The sequence below is a fragment of the Agromyces excoecariae genome, assembly GCF_051715505.1.
Classification (GTDB): Bacteria; Actinomycetota; Actinomycetes; order Actinomycetales; family Microbacteriaceae; genus Agromyces.
Map to the genome: position 1 here is coordinate 250,219 of NZ_JBPSLA010000004.1, position 16,079 is coordinate 266,297.

The window sequence follows — 16,079 nt, forward strand, 5'->3', positions numbered from 1 at the left end:
GTCGGGCCGCGCGCTCGCGCCGAGTCGACTCAACCGACCGGAGGCACGAAGCATCCGCCCTCCTGCCAGCCCCGCTGCTCGAACTGTCCGAGGTTGCAGACGACCGAGTTCACCGGGTAGTACTCGCCGAGGGTCGCGAACGCCGACGTCCACGCGCCGTTGCGCGGCACGTCCTGCACCGCGCTGTGGAAGGCGTCGCTCACCACCATGTGGCGCATGATCATCGCCGCCGGCACGCCGGCCGAGACGTGGAGGACGGTCGCATCGCCGACCATCGGGCTATCGGTGAGGTCCGCCGACGTGACGATCACGGTCCAATAGCCGTCGGCGCCGACCGCGAGTTGCGTCAGGCCGTCGGGATTGGTGTCCTGATCCCAGACGCCACTGCCGAACGAGCCGTTCGCGCACGACCAGTTCGCATCCTGCGCCGGGTACGGCCAGACCTTCTTGTCCAGGCAGATCGAGAAGTACCGCATGTCGTACGCGGCGGGATCGTTGTCGTTCCACGGGACGGGGCTCGCACCCTGCGGCACCCGCGGCGCCTTCCCGCGGAACACGTAGACCTCGTCGGGGGCCGGGATGAATCCGGCGGCGAGGTACCCGGCGACGGGGTTCGACCAGACGCTGTTCTGCGCCGCAGCCGTCGGGGCGACGAACATCAGCGGCGTCGAGCACGGCGTGAGGTCGGCGCCCACGTAGGCGCACGCGTTCGAGGCGCGCGGGACCGACCCGTCGGCGGCCGCACCGAAGAAGTCGCCCTGCACCGGGCTGCCGCTCGGCGCGGACGGCCCGTAGCCGGAACCCGTGCGGTTCAGCGGCAGCACGTTGAAGTCGGTGCCGTCGCTCGCGAACGCGCCGGGTCCGCCGCCGCTGCAGTCGGTGCCCTGCGGGTCGGGTACGAGCTGGATGGTGTAGGTGTCGTCGTACGCCGTGCTGGAGGTCTGCCACGGGTTCACCGAACCCGGATCGGGCTCGATCTGGAAGTCGGTGTTGTACGACTGGCAGGTCGTGCCGGCGCCGTTCTCGTAGTAGTAGAAGTCCATGTTCGAGTCGTAGAGCACGTACGACATGAACAACTGCTCCTGGAACTGGCCGTGGATCTCGACGTGATCGAGGACCAGTCCGCGGCGATCCGGCTCGGTGCTCGCGTCGAACGGCACGGCCCAGTACGTGGCATCCGAGTCCGGGAGGAAGATGTCCATGCCGTCCTGCACCGGCGTCGTGTTCCGCGTGTAGTCGCGCGTGTCGTACACCTTGGTGTTGATGCGCGCCCACCAGCTGCAGTACGGGAACGCGGTGCCCGCCCGCGCGAGGTCCTTCTTCTTGAACCCGAGGTCGGCGGCCATGTCGCGGAAGTGCTCCTCGACCGTCTCGCTCTTGGTGTCGTTGAAGAGATCGGTGAACGCGTCGGTGTCGGTGATGCGCGTCGGGCAGTCCGGCAGGTCGAAGCGCGTCAGGTCGCCCGAGCTCGGATCGCGCTTGACGATCGTGATCTCCGGCGGATCGTCGTTGATGGACATGCGGCCATCCGCAGGAACGTAGGACCTCAGGAGCATGATGCGGATGTCCTCGGCCAGGTCGCCCGTTCCCTCCGGCACCTTCGTCGACGAGTTCCCGACCTTGGTCTGGGCGCCGGTGGCGACCGCCTGAGCCGCGTCGGCCGATGCGCCGGATCTCGCCCCGGTATCGATCGCTGCGGTCGTGAGCACCAGCCCCACGAGCGCGAGTTGCGCGGCCAATTGCATCGACGAGGACTTCATCAGATCACCCCATTGAGATCTGCGGGGCGCGCTCGTCTGTCGTCGGCGCCCCCCGCCGACACGACCGGTCGTCGCGTACGGCCCCAGAACCTAGCGCGGTCGGCGAGCCGCTGGAGTGACCTTGGTCCCCTTCGCGCGGGTCGAGCGCGGAATCCGATCGTCGGCTCGCGAACCGGACGCACCGCGCGGTCCCTCCCGGTCGCGGGCGCCGCGCGCTACCGTGACGGAGTCGACACCCCGCCGAGCACCGATCGTCCAGCCCTGCACCCTCGACCAGTGGAGCAACGATGACCGAGCAGACCACGACCCCCGCCCGCACCAATGCCTGGAAGGCGTTCTGGGATCGCGGAGGGTGGTGGAAGGCGCTCGGATTCCTCGCCGTCTACCTCGCCGCGTACCAGTTCCTGCCGCTGCTCGCCTCGCCGCTCCTCAGCGGAGCGATCGATCGCGAGAACGTCTTCGCCACCCCGCAGAGCGTGTTCGTCGCGATCACGTTCTCGCTCGTCGTCGGCTCGGTGCTGCTGATCGCCTTCGCGCTGACCGTTCGCTGGCTGCCGTCGCCGCTCTTCGCGCGCCAGCCCGTGCGCGGCCGGTGGTGGATGTGGATCGCCGTGGTGCTCGTGCTCATCCCGATCGTGCTTCGCGCGCTCGGGACGGACTACGGTCGGTATTCCGTCTCGGTGATCCTGATGGTCTTCGTCACCGGCGCGTTCGTCGGATTCTCCGAGGAGCTGCTCACCCGCGGCATCGCGGTCGTGCTCCTCCGCCGTGCGGGCTACAACGAGTGGGTCGTCGCGGCCCTCTCCGCGCTCCTGTTCGCCGCGCTGCACAGCTCGAACTTCTTCACCGGCCAGGATGTCGCGACCGTGAGCTTCACGATCTTCTACACGTTCTGCTTCGGCATCCTGATGTACCTCGTCATGCGTGCGACCGGAAGCATCGTCTGGGCGATGGTCCTGCACGGACTCACCGATCCGACGACGATGCTCGCCAGCGGCGGCGTCGACGAACTGAACTCCGCCACGACGAACGTGTTCATCGGCTTCGTCTCCCCCGCGACGATCCTGCTGGTCGTCGGCGCGCTCGTGCTGCTCATCTTCATCCGCGGCCACGCGCACGGCCGTGCGGCCGAGGGTGAGCTCGAGCGCGTCACGGCGCCCACGGCCTGACCATCGCGGGCCGCGCGCGACCGGGCCGCACGGTAGGTTGACGACATGGAATTCCTCCGCCACCTCGTCGTGCTCATCCACCTGATCGGCTTCGCCGTGCTCTTCGGCGCCTGGGTCGTCGAGCTGGTGAATGGCAAGCGTGGCATCACGCGCCTCATGAACTGGGGTCTCGCGATCGCCGGTGTCGCCGGGCTCGCGCTCGCCGCCCCGTGGGGCATCGAGTACGACCTGAACTACGCGAAGATCGGCACGAAGCTGGTGATCCTGATCGTGATCGGTGCGCTCCTCGGCATCGGGGCCGGCCGCCAGCGCAAGACCGGCTCGGTCCCGGCGGCGATCTTCTGGCTGATCGGCATCCTGACGCTCGCGAACGCCGCGATCGCCGTCCTCTGGCGCTGAGCGCGCCGGGCGTACCGCGCACGATTCGCGCATCGCGCACGCTGCGCTCGCACTGAAACCACGCTGCGCTCGCACGAAACCTTGCTGCGCGGGTTCGGAGGGGCTACGCCCAACCGAGCTCGCGCAGCTTCGCATCGTCGAGCCCGAAGTAGTGCCCGATCTCGTGCACGAGCGTGATGCGCACGCGCGCGCGGAGCGCGTCGAGGTCGGGGCTGTGCTCCTCGAGGTTGTTCTTGTAGAGCGTGATGCGGTCGGGCAGTTCGCCGAAGCCGTAGACGCCGCGCGTGGTCAGCGGGTGGCCGCGGTACAGGCCGAAGAGTCGCGGCCGCTGCGCGATCGGCTGGTCCTCGAACGAGATCGCGACGTTCTCGAGCCCGCGGACCATGTCGTCGGGCAGCGCGTCGAAGACCTCGCCGAGCAGTCGCTCGAAGTCGTCATCCGAGATGTGCACCATTCGACTCCCCCTGTCCGGCACGCCCCGACATCATCCGGTCGCGGCGCCGCGTTCGACGGCGACGATGCGGTGGTCCTCGGCGTGCGTGAGCTCAGTCCGCAGGAACAGCTCGTCGGTCGGCAGCCGCAGGTCGAAGCGCGCGAAGGCCGCCACGCGCAGCTCGCCCGAGTCGACGGCGAGGTCGAGCACGTGCCCGCCGAGGCCGCGGTCGTCGCTCAGGAAGTGCAGGTGCAGGCCCGCGACCGCGATCCCCTGGTAGATCGCGGGCGTCCAGAAACCCACGAGCGTGCCGCTGATGCCGTGCGCCACCGTCTCGACCTGGTGCTCGGTCACCTCGGCGAGCGGCGGGAGCGGATGCCGCTGCCGCGGCGTCACGCGGACGCGGACCTCCGACAGCACCCCGTCGAAGCGGACGGCGTGGAACAGGTTCCGGCTCGTGAGCGCGTCGCCGACGGATGCCGCGAATCCGGCCAGGTCGAGCGCCACGACGTCGATCGCGGGAACTTCCGGGAACCGGCAGACGATCGCAAATGGAAGCGTCTCGTCCATGCGCATGACGGCCGGCGGTCCGTCGAGCGTGCACTCGATGGCCGACGCGTCGAGGATCACGACCTCGCCGCCGAGCTCCTCGAGGCAGCCGAGCCCGAAGTCGCCGAGCGCGCACGCCTCGCCGACCCGGAGCCCGGACTCGTAGGCTCCGGCGAGCAGCGCGTCGAGCACCGCGAACTGCGTCACGGCCGCACCGGGCACGGGTGTCGGGGGCACGCTTGGAGCGTACCCCCGACCGCAGTGCGGATGCCGCCGGCGGCTCCTCGATCGGCACGGTCGCCACGGCGTCGATCCGCACGCCGAGGCGATCCACCTCATCGCGCTGTGGGACGGCCTGCAACAGCAGCGGGGGTACGACCCCGACGCGATCGACATCGGGCGCGAGCTCGAAGCGCACCCCGCCGGCGTGCTGCGACACGACGTCACCGGCGCGCCGGAACCTGCTCGAACGCGTCCGGTAGCGCCGCCCGCTTCGGAAGATCCGTCGCCTCCGGAACGTTGACCCCCTGCATGAGAGCGATCGCGTACTCCGAGACCGGCCCGTCGAACGTCCTGCAGCTCCTCGAGCGCGACATCCCGCAGCCTGGGCCCGGCGAGGTGCGCGTGCGCATCGTCGTCTCCGGCGTGAACCCGACCGACTGGAAGGCACGCGCCGGGGCTGCGCCGGGCCGCGCGACGCCCTTCCCCGAGGTCGTCCCGAACCAGGACGGCGCAGGCGTCGTCGACGCGATCGGAGACGACGTGGCCGGATTCGCGATCGGCGACCGGGTCTGGGTGTTCCTCGCCGCGCACCAGCGGCCGACGGGCACCGCGCAGGAGTTCGCGGTGCTGCCGGCGAGCCGTGTCGTACACCTCCCGGATGCCGCGGGCTTCGACCTCGGCGCGTCGCTCGGCGTGCCGGCCATGACCGCGCATCGCGCGCTCACCGCGCACGAGGGTGGTCCGACCCGGCTCGCTCCGGGTGCGCTCGACGGCCGCACCGTGCTCGTCGCCGGCGGCGCCGGCGCGGTCGGGCACGCCGCGATCCAGCTCGCCCGCTGGGCGGGCGCCCGGGTCGTCACCACGATCAGCTCTCCCGAGAAGGCCGCGCTCGCGACCGCGGCCGGCGCCCACCACGTCGTGGACTACCGGGCGGAGGACGCGGCTCGCGCCATCCGTGCGATCGCACCGGCCGGCGTCGACCAGGTCGTCGAGGTCTCGCCTGCGCGCAACGCCGCCCTGAACGCGAAGGTCATCGCGAACCACGGCTCGATCTCGGTCTACGCGACCGACGGCGGGCCGGAGATGACGCTCGACGTGCGCCACCACTTCTCGCTCAACGCGCGCTACCAGTTCCTCCTGCTCTACACCGTCGGCGACGCGGCCCTCGCAGCGGCCGCCGACGACCTCACCCGGGCGCTCGAGGACGGCGCGCTGCCCGTCGGCGGCGACGCCGGCCTGCCGCTCACGCGCTTCCCGCTCGAGCGCGCCGCCGAGGCGCACGACGCGGTCGAGGCGGGAACGATCGGGAAGGTGCTGATCGACGTGACGCCGGCCTGACGAGCCCCACCCGACGGCCACGGCACGTCAGGTCTCCCGAACCGGCTGTCGCAGCACCGTGCGCAGCTTCTCGGGCGCCGTGCGCCGCGGGTCGCTCAGGTAGACCTCGTGATGCGGGCCGTTGAACGTGAGCCCATGCTCCGGCATCCACTCGTGGTGCAGCCGGGCGAGCGTCGGCGCCTCGTCGGCGAACGGCCCGAGGTGGAGGATCTGGGCCGACCGGCCCTCGGTGAGGCGCATGAGCCGGAGCGCATCGAGCGACGCCGACCCGCGACCCTTGGCACGGGTCGCCTCGACGGCGACCGCGACGGCCGCCTCGTCGATCCAGTCGGGTTGGGCGATCAGCATCGTCCAGTTCCACGCGGTGCGGTCGTTCGCCGCGAAGGCGCCGGGATCGTCGGCCCACCACAGGCCCTCGAGCGGCGCGACCGCGAAGTCGCGCCCGAGCGCCTTCCTGCTCGCGAACTTGACCGCGTAGGCGACGCCGTACAACGCCTCGATCGCCTCGACGTACGCCGGCGTCGTGTTCGGGTCGCCGTGCCCGTCGACCGCGAGGTACTGCATCGGCGGAACGTCGACGAGCGCGAAGTCCTTCGACGACGGGGCGTAGAGGTCGCGGTGCGCTCGCTTGACGTCGTACTTCTCCGGCGCAGTGCCATCCGGTGCCATGCGTGCACGATACGCCCGGCCGGCGACGCCGCGCTTCAGCGGCCTCACCCCGCGGCGCGGCAGAGGCGGTCGCGCACCCACTCCGCGGCATCCGCCTGCGCGAGCTCGCCCGACCGGACCAGCCGGGCGAACTCGATCGCCTCGTCGCTGAGCCGGCCGTCGGGCGTCGTCGGCGGGTCGCGGAGCACGACCGTCGTGAGCCATCTCGTGAGATGTCCGCCGAGGCGCACCGCCACCGCCACCGTGCCCGCGAAGTGCCTCGCCTGGCCGTCGGTGCGGTCGTCGACGCGTCGCCGGAATCCGCGCCCGCTCAGGCGATTGCGGCCGCCGGATGCCGCGTCGAGCAGCCAGAGCGGACCCCGACGCACTCCGGCGGCGCGCCCGAGTTCCTTCAGGAACCTTCGGTTCGCGTAGCCGCGTGCGGCGAGCCGGTCGATCGAGTCGGCGAGGGCGGCGCAGGCATCCACCCGGACAGGGTACGGGGCCTGCGCGGGCGTGCCATCCCCGTCGCGGTGCATCCGACCGATGCGCTACGGTGGCGCAATGCACTGCCGGTGAGCCGCCTCCGCACCTCCCTGATCCCTGCGCGCCGCGCGCCATCGCGCGCCATTCGCGCCTTCGAAAGGCTCACCGATGCACGCATCCCTTCCACTCGCCGGCCGCACCGCGCTCGTCACCGGCGTCTCGCGTCGCCGCGGGATCGGCTTCGCCGTCGCGACCCGGCTCGCAGAGCTCGGCGCGAACGTCGTCATCCACCACCACCGCCCGCACGACCTCGACCAGCCGTGGGGCGGCGACGACCTCGATGCGGTGCGCCGCGACATCCGCTCGGCCCTGACGCCCGGCGCGGTCATGCACGACCTCGACGCCGACCTCGCCGACCCTGCGCAGGTCGAACCGGTGATCGAGGCCGCTCGGGGCCTCACGGGCGAGCTCGACCTCCTCGTCTGCAACCATGCGAAGAGCGGCGGCGACGGCGGCATCCTCGACATGACGCCCGAGCGCCTCGACGCCTTCTGGGCTGTGAACACCCGGTCGACCCTCCTCCTGACGGCCGCGTTCGCGCGGACGAAGCGACCGGCGTCCGACACGGATGCCGCGCCGCTCCACCCGGGTGAGCGCCGGCGCCGCGACGCCCCGTTCGTCGAACCTCAGGGCCGCGTGTTCTGGATGACCTCGGGTCAGGTGCACGGCCCCATGCGGGGCGAGGTCGCCTATGCGACGAGCAAGGCCGCGCTCGCGGGCGTCACCGCGACCGTCGCCGCCGAGCTGCTCGAGCTCGGGATCCTGCTGAACACGATCGATCCGGGCCCCGTGAACACCGGGTACCTCGACCCCGAGACGGCCGACCGGCCGCTCGACGAGCTCGAGGCCTACCTCGCGACCACGGCCTTCGGCCGGGTCGGGCGCCCGGCAGACGTCGCGAACCTCATCGGATGGCTCGCCACTCCGGCCGGCGCGTGGGTGACCGGCCAGGTGCTGACGAGCGACGGCGGCTTCAGCCTGGGGTGAGGCACCCGCCGGTCGGGTGGCGCGCGCTGCGCGCTACCCGACCAGGTGCGTCGCCTGCTCGATCACGAGCACGCCCGCGAGCACGATCATCGCCGCGCCCGACACGCGCGACACGATCCGCATCGCCGACGGGCGGAGCCGCAGCACCGTCCGTGCACCGTAGCCGACGACCGTGTACACGGCCGCGCAGGCCGCGACGAAGATGAGGCCGAGGACCGCGAGCTGCACCGGGATGGGCCAGCTGCCGGCGGCATCCGTGAACTGCGGCAGCAGCACGACGAGCACCAGCAGCCCCTTCGGGTTCAGCCCCGAGACGCCCGCGCCCTGGACCAGCCGGAGCCACGGGCGCGTGGATGCCGCGGTCGGTCCGCCGGCGACGGCGGTCCGGTCGAGCGGTGCGTGCGCGCCGTCAGGGCCGCCTGCGGCACCGCCCGCGACGACCGCGGCGACGACCGGCGGCTCGCGGAGGACGCGCACGCCGAGGTACGTCAGGTAGGCCGCCGCCGCCAGCGTGAGCGCAACGATGAACCACGGCAGCGTCGCCACCACGGCGCCCACGCCGACGGCGACCGCCGCGACGACCGCCAGGTAGCCGACGAGGATGCCCGCGAGCGACGGCAGGATGGTGCGCTCGCGCGTGCCCGCGGCGATGAGGTACGCCCAGTCCGGCCCGGGCAGCATCACCATCAGGGTCATCATCACCGAGCACGCGATGAGCAGTTGCACGTCCATGGAACGAACGTAGGCAGGACGACGTGGAAGTCGCTGCCGAATTCCGCCTCGCCGCGCCGCCATCGTGGAAGAATCCACCTCATGGATGCCACCGATCGGAGAATCCTTGCCGAGTTGCAACGCGACGGCCGCCTCAGCCTCACCGAGCTCGCCGAGCGCGTGCAGCTCAGCATGTCGCCGACGCACCGCCGACTGCGCGCGCTCGAGGCATCCGGGGCCATCACCGGGTACCGCGCGGTCATCGATCCCGACGCGATCGGACTCGGATTCACGGCGCTCGTGTTCGTGACGATGGAGCAGACCGACCGTTCGACCGTTCCCGCGTTCGACGCCGCCGTCGCCGAGATCCCCGAGGTGATCCAGGCCCTCCGGCTCTTCGGCGACCCCGACTACCTGCTGCGCGTCGCGGTCCGCGACCTGCCCGCCTACCAGCGCCTGTGGGACGAGAAGCTCTCGGGCCTGCCGGGCACCCGCCGGGTCGCTTCGACGCTCGTCATGAAGACGATCGTCGACGACCGGCCCCTGCCGATCTGAGGCTCGGTCGCACAGGACCCCCGATCAGGGCTGGACCGCACGTCATCCGTATGGAAGCATCCGCTACGGAGAGCCGGCACGACGGCGTGACCGGCGGGAAGGTCGGCATGCAGCACAGGAACAGGCGGATCTGGGGCGTGGCCACGATCGCCGCACTCGCGGCGGCGACGATCGCGGCCGCACCCGCGTACGCGGCACCGAACACGAACTCGGTCAAGAAGCTCACGAAGGCCGTCACGGCCGAGGCGGTCCTCGAGCACCTCGACGCACTCCAGGACATCGCCGACGCGAACGGCGGTGACCGCGCGGCGGGCCGCGACGGGTACGGCGCATCCGTGGAGTACGTGGTCGGCCAGCTCGAGGCGGCGGGCTACAGCCCCGAGGTGCAGGCATTCGATTTCCAGTACTCGGAGGAGAACAGCGAGCTCATCCGCGTCAGCCCGCTTCCCACCACCTACGTCGAAAGCCGGGACTTCGTCCGGAACGCCTTCGACCCGGCCGCGCCCAAGGGCACCGCGACCGGCACGCTCGTCCCGGTCGACATGAACGTCCCCGCCGGAGGGCTCCCGGCCAACAGCAACACGAGCGGCTGCGAAGCCGCCGACTTCGCCGGGTTCCCGGCCGGTGCCATCGCCTTCATGCAGCGCGGATCGTGCGCGTTCGCGGTCAAGGCCCTGAACGCCGAAGCTGCGGGTGCGGCCGGTGCGGTCATCATGAACGAGGGGCAGTCCGGGCGGACCGGGTTGATCAACATGATCGGCGACGCCACCGGCCTCACGATCCCCGTGGTCTTCGCGACCTCGGCTGTGGGCGAGGACCTGTACTCCACGTCGCCCGGCACGGTCGTGACCGTGACCGTCGACTACGAGGCCGAGGAACGCACCGCCTACAACGTCATCGCCCAGACCTCCGTCGGCGACACGTCGAACGTGGTCATGGCGGGCGCCCACCTCGACAGCGTGCAGGACGGCGCGGGCATCAACGACAACGGCTCCGGCAGCGCAGCGCTGCTCGAGACCGCCATCCAGATGCAGAAGACGAAGCCGAACAACGCGGTCCGTTTCGCGTGGTGGGGTGCCGAGGAGGAGGGACTGCTCGGATCGGAGCACTACGTCGAGCAGCTCACCGAGGAGGAGGCCGCGGACATCGCGCTCTACCTCAACTTCGACATGATCGCCTCGCCGAACTACATGTTCGGCATCTACGACGGTGACAACTCGGGTGGCACCGCTCCCGACGGGTTCATCCCGGAGGGTTCCGCCCAGATCGAGGACGTGTTCGAGTCGTTCTACGACGGTCGCGGGCTCCCCTACCAGGACAGCGAGTTCTCGGGGCGCAGCGACTACGGTCCCTTCATCGCGGTCGGCATTCCGGCCGGCGGCCTCTTCACCGGTGCCGAGGGTGTGAAGACCGCGGATGAGGCGGCACTCTACGGCGGCGTCGCCGGGGCCTCGTACGACCCGTGCTACCACGACCCGTGCGACAACCTGCGTGGCGACGGTCAGGACGTGGCGCTGTACGACGCGCTGCGTGCGGACTACGAGCTCGTCGGCAACGTCAACGTCGACGCGCTCGACGTGAACGCCGACGCGGTCGCGGCCGCCGTCGCGACCTTCGCGTTCGACACGTCGACGGTGAACGGCGTCCGGGTCCCCGGGAAGTCGCACGGAGCGGGCAAGAGCGGCGACGCGTTCGCCGACCGCTTCGCGAGCTGAACCGACCATGGCGCGGCGGGTGCCCGAACGGCACCCGCCGCGTCGCCGCACTCAGACGACCCTGACCACCACGCTGCCCCGCTTGCGTCCGGTGTCGACGTACCCGTGCGCCTCGACGATGTCGTCGAGGTCGTAGGCGCGGTCGATCACGGGTCGGAGGTCGCCCGCCTCGGCGAGCGCGGTGAGCCTCGCCATCCCCTCGGCGCCCATTCGACCACCCGCCTGGTTCACCCGGACGCCCCGACGGCGCGGACGGAGTGCGGCCCCGATCATGCCGGCGAGGTCGGCGATCACGAGCAGCAGCGCGCCGCCCGGACGGATGAGGTGCGCGACGCGGCCGAACGGCGCGTTGCCGACGCACTCGACGATCACGTCGTAGCGCGGCTCGGCACCCGACGAGTCGGGTGCGTGCGCGGCGAAGTCCTCGCGCGTGTAGTCGATGACGTGCGCGGCGCCGAGCGAGCGGACGAGCTCGGCGTTGCCCCCGCTCGTGACCGCCGTCACGCGCGCGCCCCGTCCGGCGGCGAGTTGCACGGCGGCGGTGCCGACCGCACCCGAGGCGCCGTTCACGAGCACCTCGGTGCCCGGGCCGACGTCGACGAGGTCGAGGTAGCGCAGCGCGGTGTGCCCGCCGAAGACGACGGCCGCGGCCTCCTCGAACGAGAGGTTCGCGGGCTTCCGCGCGACCTCTCCGCCCTCGGGTACGGTGACGAACTCGGCGTGGCATCCGAATCGCGCACCCCGCATGAGGATCACCTCGTCGCCGGGCGCGAAGCGGGTGACGCGCGGCCCGACGGCCTCGACCACTCCCGCCGCCTCCATGCCGAGCACCGCGTGCTTCGGCCGGCGGAACCCGATCGCCGGGCCGACGACCAGGCCGAGCCCACGCGGCACCTGACGCGAGCGCAGACGGTGGTCGGCGATGCTCACGGTCGAGGCGTGCACGCGCACGAGCAGTTCGTCGTCGGCGGGCTCGGGCCGCGGTCGGTCGAGCACGGCGACGGCGTCGGGGCCGCCGAACCTGTCGACGACCGCGGCGCGCATCGCGAGGGTCCCGGTGGTGGTCATGCTGCTCTCCCTTACCTTGTAAGTCTTACACCGTAAGATACGCCTCGATCGCGCTGGTGTCGAGAGCCTCGATCAAGAAACCTCACGTTGTAAGGTGGCCAGGTGGGACCCAGGGCCGCCGACGCACGCACTCGCACGCCGCTCACCCGAGAGCGCGTGCTGCAGGCCGCCTCCGACCTCGCCGACCACGACGGCATCGAGGCCCTGACGATGCGCGCCCTCGCCGAGTCGCTCGGCGTCGAGGCGATGTCGATCTACTACCACCTGCCCAACAAGGACGCGATCCTCGACGGGGTCGTCGAGTTGACGTTCGCCGAGGTCGCGAGCGCGACCGCGGCCCGCGAACCGCGCACGACCGGGACGCAGGCGGATGCCGCGGGCTGGGCCGCCGAGGTCCGGGAACGGATCCTCGGGGCGCGCCGCGTGCTGCTGCGGCATCCGTGGGCCCCCGTCGTCATCGACCAGCGGAAGTCGTTCTCGCCCGCGATGGTGCAGCACGTCGACGGCATCGTCGGCGTCATGCGCGCGGCGGGGATGTCGCACGACCTCATCCACCACTCGCTGCACGCGATCGGCAACCGGATCTACGGGTACGTGCAGGAGCTCTCCGACGACGGGCAGGCGCCACCGCCCGGGCAGCTCGAGCAGATGCAGGCGTTCGCGCCGCACCTGGCCGCGATGCTCGCCGAAGTCGCGCACGTCGACCCCGAGTCGACGCTCGGCTGGTGCGACGACCAGGTCGAGTTCGAGTTCGGGCTCGACCTGCTGCTCGAGGGCATCGAGCGCCGACGGGTCGCCGAGGCCGCCGCGTAGGCGGTGCTCACCGCGCGAGCGTCGCCTCCGAGTCGAGCCGCGCGAGCTTGTCGGGATTCGCGACCGAGTACAGGTGCGTCACGAGGCCGTCGTCGATGGCCACGCTGATCACGCCGGCCAACTCGCCGTCGACCTCCACCCGGAGCGCGGGCGCGCCGTTGATCCAGGTCATCGAGGCGACGGGGTGCACGCCCCACTTCGCGGTCGCGCCCATGAGGTAGGAGACGAGCTTGCGCGCGCCCCGGATCGGATGGCGGGCGGCCCCCTTGACCTTGCCGCCCCCGTCGCCGATCGAGACGACGTCGGGCGCCAGCACGTCCATGAGGCCCTGCACGTCGCCCGTGTTGAAGGCGACCATGAGCCGTTCGACGACCAGCTCCTGCTCGGTGGGCTCGACCTGCATCCGCGGGCGTCGGGCCGCGACGTGCTCCTTCGCCCGGTGCGCGATCTGCCGCACCGCCGCCGGCGTCTTGCCCACCGCCTCCGCGATCTCGTCGTAACCCAGGTCGAACACCTCGCGCAGCACGAACACCGCCCGCTCCGCGGGGCCGAGGGTCTCGAGCACCGTGAGCGTCGCGATCGAGAGCGACTCGGCGAGCTCGATGTCGTCAGCGACGTCGCGGCTCGTGAGCAGCGGCTCGGGCAGCCACTCCCCCACGTACTCCTCGCGCCGCCGCGACAGCGTGCGCAGGTGGTTCAGCGACTGCCGCGTCACGATGCGCACGAGGTAGGCGCGCGGGTCACGCACCGCGGCCCGGTCGACGTCGGCCCAGCGCAGCCACGATTCCTGCAGCACGTCCTCCGCGTCGGCGGCCGAGCCGAGCATCTCGTACGCGACGGTGAAGAGCAGGTTGCGGTGCTCGACGAACGGATCGACGTCGGGGCCGGCTCCGGCGTGCGGGCTCATGCGCGCCACCCTACGCCGCCCCGGCGAGCGAGGAGCGCGTCGTGAGCGGCGGGAGGCCGCAGGCATCCGCGGTGATGGTCATGACGGGCTCTCCAACGTCTCGGTACGGGTCGATGACATGGAGACACCGGGCGGACCGCCGGTGTGACATCCGCCTCGGAATCCATGCGCCGGAGGCCCGGACACGCACGACGCAAGGGCTGGCCCGCCCCGCAGGCCCGGCGTACGTTGGTGGCAGAACGAGGAGGTTCGCGTGAGCGCCACCCGAGATTCCGCCGTCGCCCCCGTTTCCCCTGCGGATGCCGCCGCGTCCGCACCGCCCCCCGCCGAGGTCGACGTCGACGAGCAGCAGTCGCGCGCGGTCGCCGAGGCCGCCCGCGAGCAGGAATGGCGCAAGCCCAGCTTCGCCAAGGGCCTCTACCTGGGGCAGTTCGACCTGTCGCTCATCAGCCCGCACCCGCGACCGGCCGGGGATCGCGTCGAGCGCGGCGAGGCGTTCCTCGCCGACCTCGAGGCGTTCCTCCGCACGGTCGACGTCGCCGAGATCGAACGCGACGCGCGCATCCCCGACGCGGTCTTCCAGGGGCTCGCCGAACTCGGCGCGTTCGGCATGAAGATCCCCGTCGAGTACGGCGGACTCGGCCTCGGGCAGTTCTTCTACAACCGTGCGCTCGTGATGGTCGGATCGGTGAACGCGAGCATCGGCGCGCTGCTGTCGGCGCATCAGTCGGTCGGCGTGCCGGAGCCGCTCATGCTCGCCGGAACCGAGGAGCAGAAGCGGCGCTGGCTCCCGCGGTGCGCCGCCGGTGCGGTCAGCGCGTTCCTGCTCACCGAGCCCGAGGTCGGCTCCGACCCGGCACGCCTGCAGGCGACGGCGATCCCGAGCGAGGACGGCTCGGAGTACGTCCTCGACGGCACCAAGCTCTGGACGACGAACGGCGTCGTCGCGGAGCTCCTCGTCGTGATGGCCCGCGTGCCGAAGGCCGACGGTCACCGCGGCGGCATCAGCGCCTTCATCGTCGAGGCGGATGCCCCGGGCATCACCGTGCACCGTCGCAACGCCTTCATGGGCCTCCGCGGCCTCGAGAACGGGCTCACGTCGCTGAGGGGCGTGCGCGTGCCGGCGGAGAACCTCGTCGGCCAGGAGGGCCAGGGGCTGAAGATCGCGCTCACGACGCTGAACGCCGGGCGGCTCGCCATCCCGGCGATCTGCGCGGGCGCCGGCAAGTGGAGCCTGAAGATCGCGCGCGAATGGTCGACGGCGCGCGTCCAGTGGGGTCGTCCGGTCGGCGAGCACGCCGCGGTCGCGCACAAGGTCGCCTTCATCGCCGCGACGACGTTCGCGCTCGAAGCGGTCGTCGACCTCTCGGGCATGCTCGCCGACGAGGACCGCAAGGACATCCGCATCGAGGCCGCGCTCGCCAAGCTCTGGGCGTCCGAGATGGGATGGCGCATCGCCGACGAGCTCGTCCAGATCCGTGGCGGCCGCGGCTTCGAGACGGCGGCGTCGCTCCGGGCACGCGGCGAGCGAGCCGTCGGCGCGGAGCAGTTGCTGCGCGACCTCCGCATCAACCGGATCTTCGAGGGCTCGACCGAGATCATGCGGTTGCTCATCGCCCGCGAGGCCGTCGACGCCCACCTCACCGCGGCCGGCGACCTCATCGACCCGAAGCTCGAGATCGCCGACAAGCTCAAGGCCGCGGCGTCCGCCAGCGGGTTCTACGCGCGCTGGTTGCCCAAGCTCGTCGCCGGCCGGGGCGACCTGCCGACCGCCTACGACGAGTTCGGCGCACTGGCGCCGCACCTGCGCCACGTCGAACGCACGAGCCGCAAGCTCGCGCGCGCCACGTTCTACGGCATGGCCCGTTGGCAGGGCGGGCTCGAACGCAAGCAGGGCTTCCTCGGCCGCGTGGTCGACATCGGTGCCGAGCTGTTCGCCGTCTCGGCGTCGTGCGTGCGCGCGGCGATGATCGCGGCCGACACGCCCGAGCGGGGCAGGGCCGCGTTCCAGCTCGCCCACACGTTCGCCGAGCAGTCGCGTCACCGCACCGATCGGCTGCTCGACGAGCTCTGGCACAACACGGATGCCGCGGACGAGCGCCTCGCATCCCACGTGCTCGCCGGCGACTACGCCTGGCTCGAGGAGGGCATCCTCGACCCCAGCGAGGGCACCGGCCCGTGGATCACCGAGGCGATCCCCGCCGACGCGACGGCCGACGTGCACCGGCGGGTGATCGGGTCGACGACGGCGAACTGACC

The 16,079-nt window shown here is 71.5% G+C and carries 16 protein-coding genes; 8 read left to right on the forward strand and 8 right to left on the reverse strand.

Annotated features, from left to right (window positions below; genetic code table 11):
* Positions 1-29: 29 nt before the first annotated feature.
* Positions 30-1,760: a hypothetical protein gene (locus ACSJD1_RS05995; protein ID WP_438854397.1), complete on the reverse strand. Its 1,731-nt coding sequence runs from the start codon at positions 1,758-1,760 to the stop codon at positions 30-32.
* Positions 1,761-2,047: 287 nt separating this feature from the next.
* Here ACSJD1_RS05995 and ACSJD1_RS06000 point away from each other — a divergent pair, with 287 nt between their 5' ends.
* Both ACSJD1_RS06000 and ACSJD1_RS06005 read left to right on the forward strand, forming a co-directional pair.
* A complete protein-coding gene (locus ACSJD1_RS06000; RefSeq protein ID WP_438854398.1) occupies positions 2,048-2,929 on the forward strand; it encodes a CPBP family intramembrane glutamic endopeptidase in 882 nt (293 codons plus the stop codon).
* A 45-nt stretch (positions 2,930-2,974) separates the two neighbouring features.
* Positions 2,975-3,328: a Fe-S protein gene (locus ACSJD1_RS06005; RefSeq protein ID WP_438854399.1), complete on the forward strand. Its 354-nt coding sequence runs from the start codon at positions 2,975-2,977 to the stop codon at positions 3,326-3,328.
* Positions 3,329-3,431: 103 nt separating this feature from the next.
* Here the strand turns inward: ACSJD1_RS06005 and ACSJD1_RS06010 are convergent, their stop codons facing one another.
* Entirely contained in the window at positions 3,432-3,782 is a 351-nt protein-coding gene (locus ACSJD1_RS06010) for a metallopeptidase family protein (protein WP_438854400.1), read from the reverse strand.
* A 30-nt stretch (positions 3,783-3,812) separates the two neighbouring features.
* The gene (locus ACSJD1_RS06015; protein WP_438854401.1) at positions 3,813-4,547 is read right to left on the reverse strand and encodes an acetolactate decarboxylase; all 735 of its coding nucleotides are present in this window, start codon (positions 4,545-4,547) and stop codon (positions 3,813-3,815) included.
* 294 nt (positions 4,548-4,841) lie between these two features.
* Between ACSJD1_RS06015 and ACSJD1_RS06020 the strand changes: the two genes are divergently transcribed.
* Entirely contained in the window at positions 4,842-5,870 is a 1,029-nt protein-coding gene (locus tag ACSJD1_RS06020) for an NADPH:quinone reductase (protein ID WP_438854402.1), read from the forward strand.
* A 27-nt stretch (positions 5,871-5,897) separates the two neighbouring features.
* Here the strand turns inward: ACSJD1_RS06020 and ACSJD1_RS06025 are convergent, their stop codons facing one another.
* Positions 5,898-6,539, reverse strand: coding sequence for a GyrI-like domain-containing protein (locus ACSJD1_RS06025; protein WP_438854403.1), 642 nt, complete (start codon positions 6,537-6,539; stop codon positions 5,898-5,900).
* A gap of 44 nt (positions 6,540-6,583) precedes the next feature.
* Entirely contained in the window at positions 6,584-7,006 is a 423-nt protein-coding gene (locus tag ACSJD1_RS06030) for a hypothetical protein (protein ID WP_438854404.1), read from the reverse strand.
* A 166-nt stretch (positions 7,007-7,172) separates the two neighbouring features.
* Between ACSJD1_RS06030 and ACSJD1_RS06035 the strand changes: the two genes are divergently transcribed.
* A complete protein-coding gene (locus ACSJD1_RS06035) occupies positions 7,173-8,051 on the forward strand; it encodes an SDR family oxidoreductase (RefSeq protein WP_438854405.1) in 879 nt (292 codons plus the stop codon).
* Between the two features lie 33 nt (positions 8,052-8,084).
* On the opposite strand, the gene ACSJD1_RS06040 is transcribed toward ACSJD1_RS06035, so the two are convergent.
* On the reverse strand, positions 8,085-8,783 hold the full coding sequence (locus ACSJD1_RS06040; RefSeq protein WP_438854406.1) for a LysE family translocator: 699 nt from the start codon (positions 8,781-8,783) through the stop codon (positions 8,085-8,087).
* 81 nt (positions 8,784-8,864) lie between these two features.
* Here ACSJD1_RS06040 and ACSJD1_RS06045 point away from each other — a divergent pair, with 81 nt between their 5' ends.
* Both ACSJD1_RS06045 and ACSJD1_RS06050 read left to right on the forward strand, forming a co-directional pair.
* Complete coding sequence (locus ACSJD1_RS06045; protein ID WP_438854407.1) at positions 8,865-9,317, forward strand: Lrp/AsnC family transcriptional regulator; 453 nt, start codon at positions 8,865-8,867, stop codon at positions 9,315-9,317.
* A gap of 107 nt (positions 9,318-9,424) precedes the next feature.
* The gene (locus tag ACSJD1_RS06050) at positions 9,425-11,032 is read left to right on the forward strand and encodes a M20/M25/M40 family metallo-hydrolase (protein WP_438854408.1); all 1,608 of its coding nucleotides are present in this window, start codon (positions 9,425-9,427) and stop codon (positions 11,030-11,032) included.
* Positions 11,033-11,083: 51 nt separating this feature from the next.
* Here the strand turns inward: ACSJD1_RS06050 and ACSJD1_RS06055 are convergent, their stop codons facing one another.
* Positions 11,084-12,100 (reverse strand): NAD(P)-dependent alcohol dehydrogenase, encoded by a 1,017-nt coding sequence (locus tag ACSJD1_RS06055; protein WP_438854409.1) that lies wholly within the window; start codon positions 12,098-12,100, stop codon positions 11,084-11,086.
* 102 nt (positions 12,101-12,202) lie between these two features.
* Between ACSJD1_RS06055 and ACSJD1_RS06060 the strand changes: the two genes are divergently transcribed.
* Complete coding sequence (locus ACSJD1_RS06060) at positions 12,203-12,913, forward strand: TetR/AcrR family transcriptional regulator (RefSeq protein ID WP_438854410.1); 711 nt, start codon at positions 12,203-12,205, stop codon at positions 12,911-12,913.
* Positions 12,914-12,920: 7 nt separating this feature from the next.
* Here ACSJD1_RS06060 and ACSJD1_RS06065 read toward each other — a convergent pair whose 3' ends face one another.
* Complete coding sequence (locus ACSJD1_RS06065; protein WP_438854411.1) at positions 12,921-13,820, reverse strand: RNA polymerase sigma-70 factor; 900 nt, start codon at positions 13,818-13,820, stop codon at positions 12,921-12,923.
* Positions 13,821-14,073: 253 nt separating this feature from the next.
* Here ACSJD1_RS06065 and ACSJD1_RS06070 point away from each other — a divergent pair, with 253 nt between their 5' ends.
* Positions 14,074-16,077 (forward strand): acyl-CoA dehydrogenase family protein, encoded by a 2,004-nt coding sequence (locus ACSJD1_RS06070; protein ID WP_438854412.1) that lies wholly within the window; start codon positions 14,074-14,076, stop codon positions 16,075-16,077.
* Positions 16,078-16,079 lie beyond the last annotated feature (2 nt).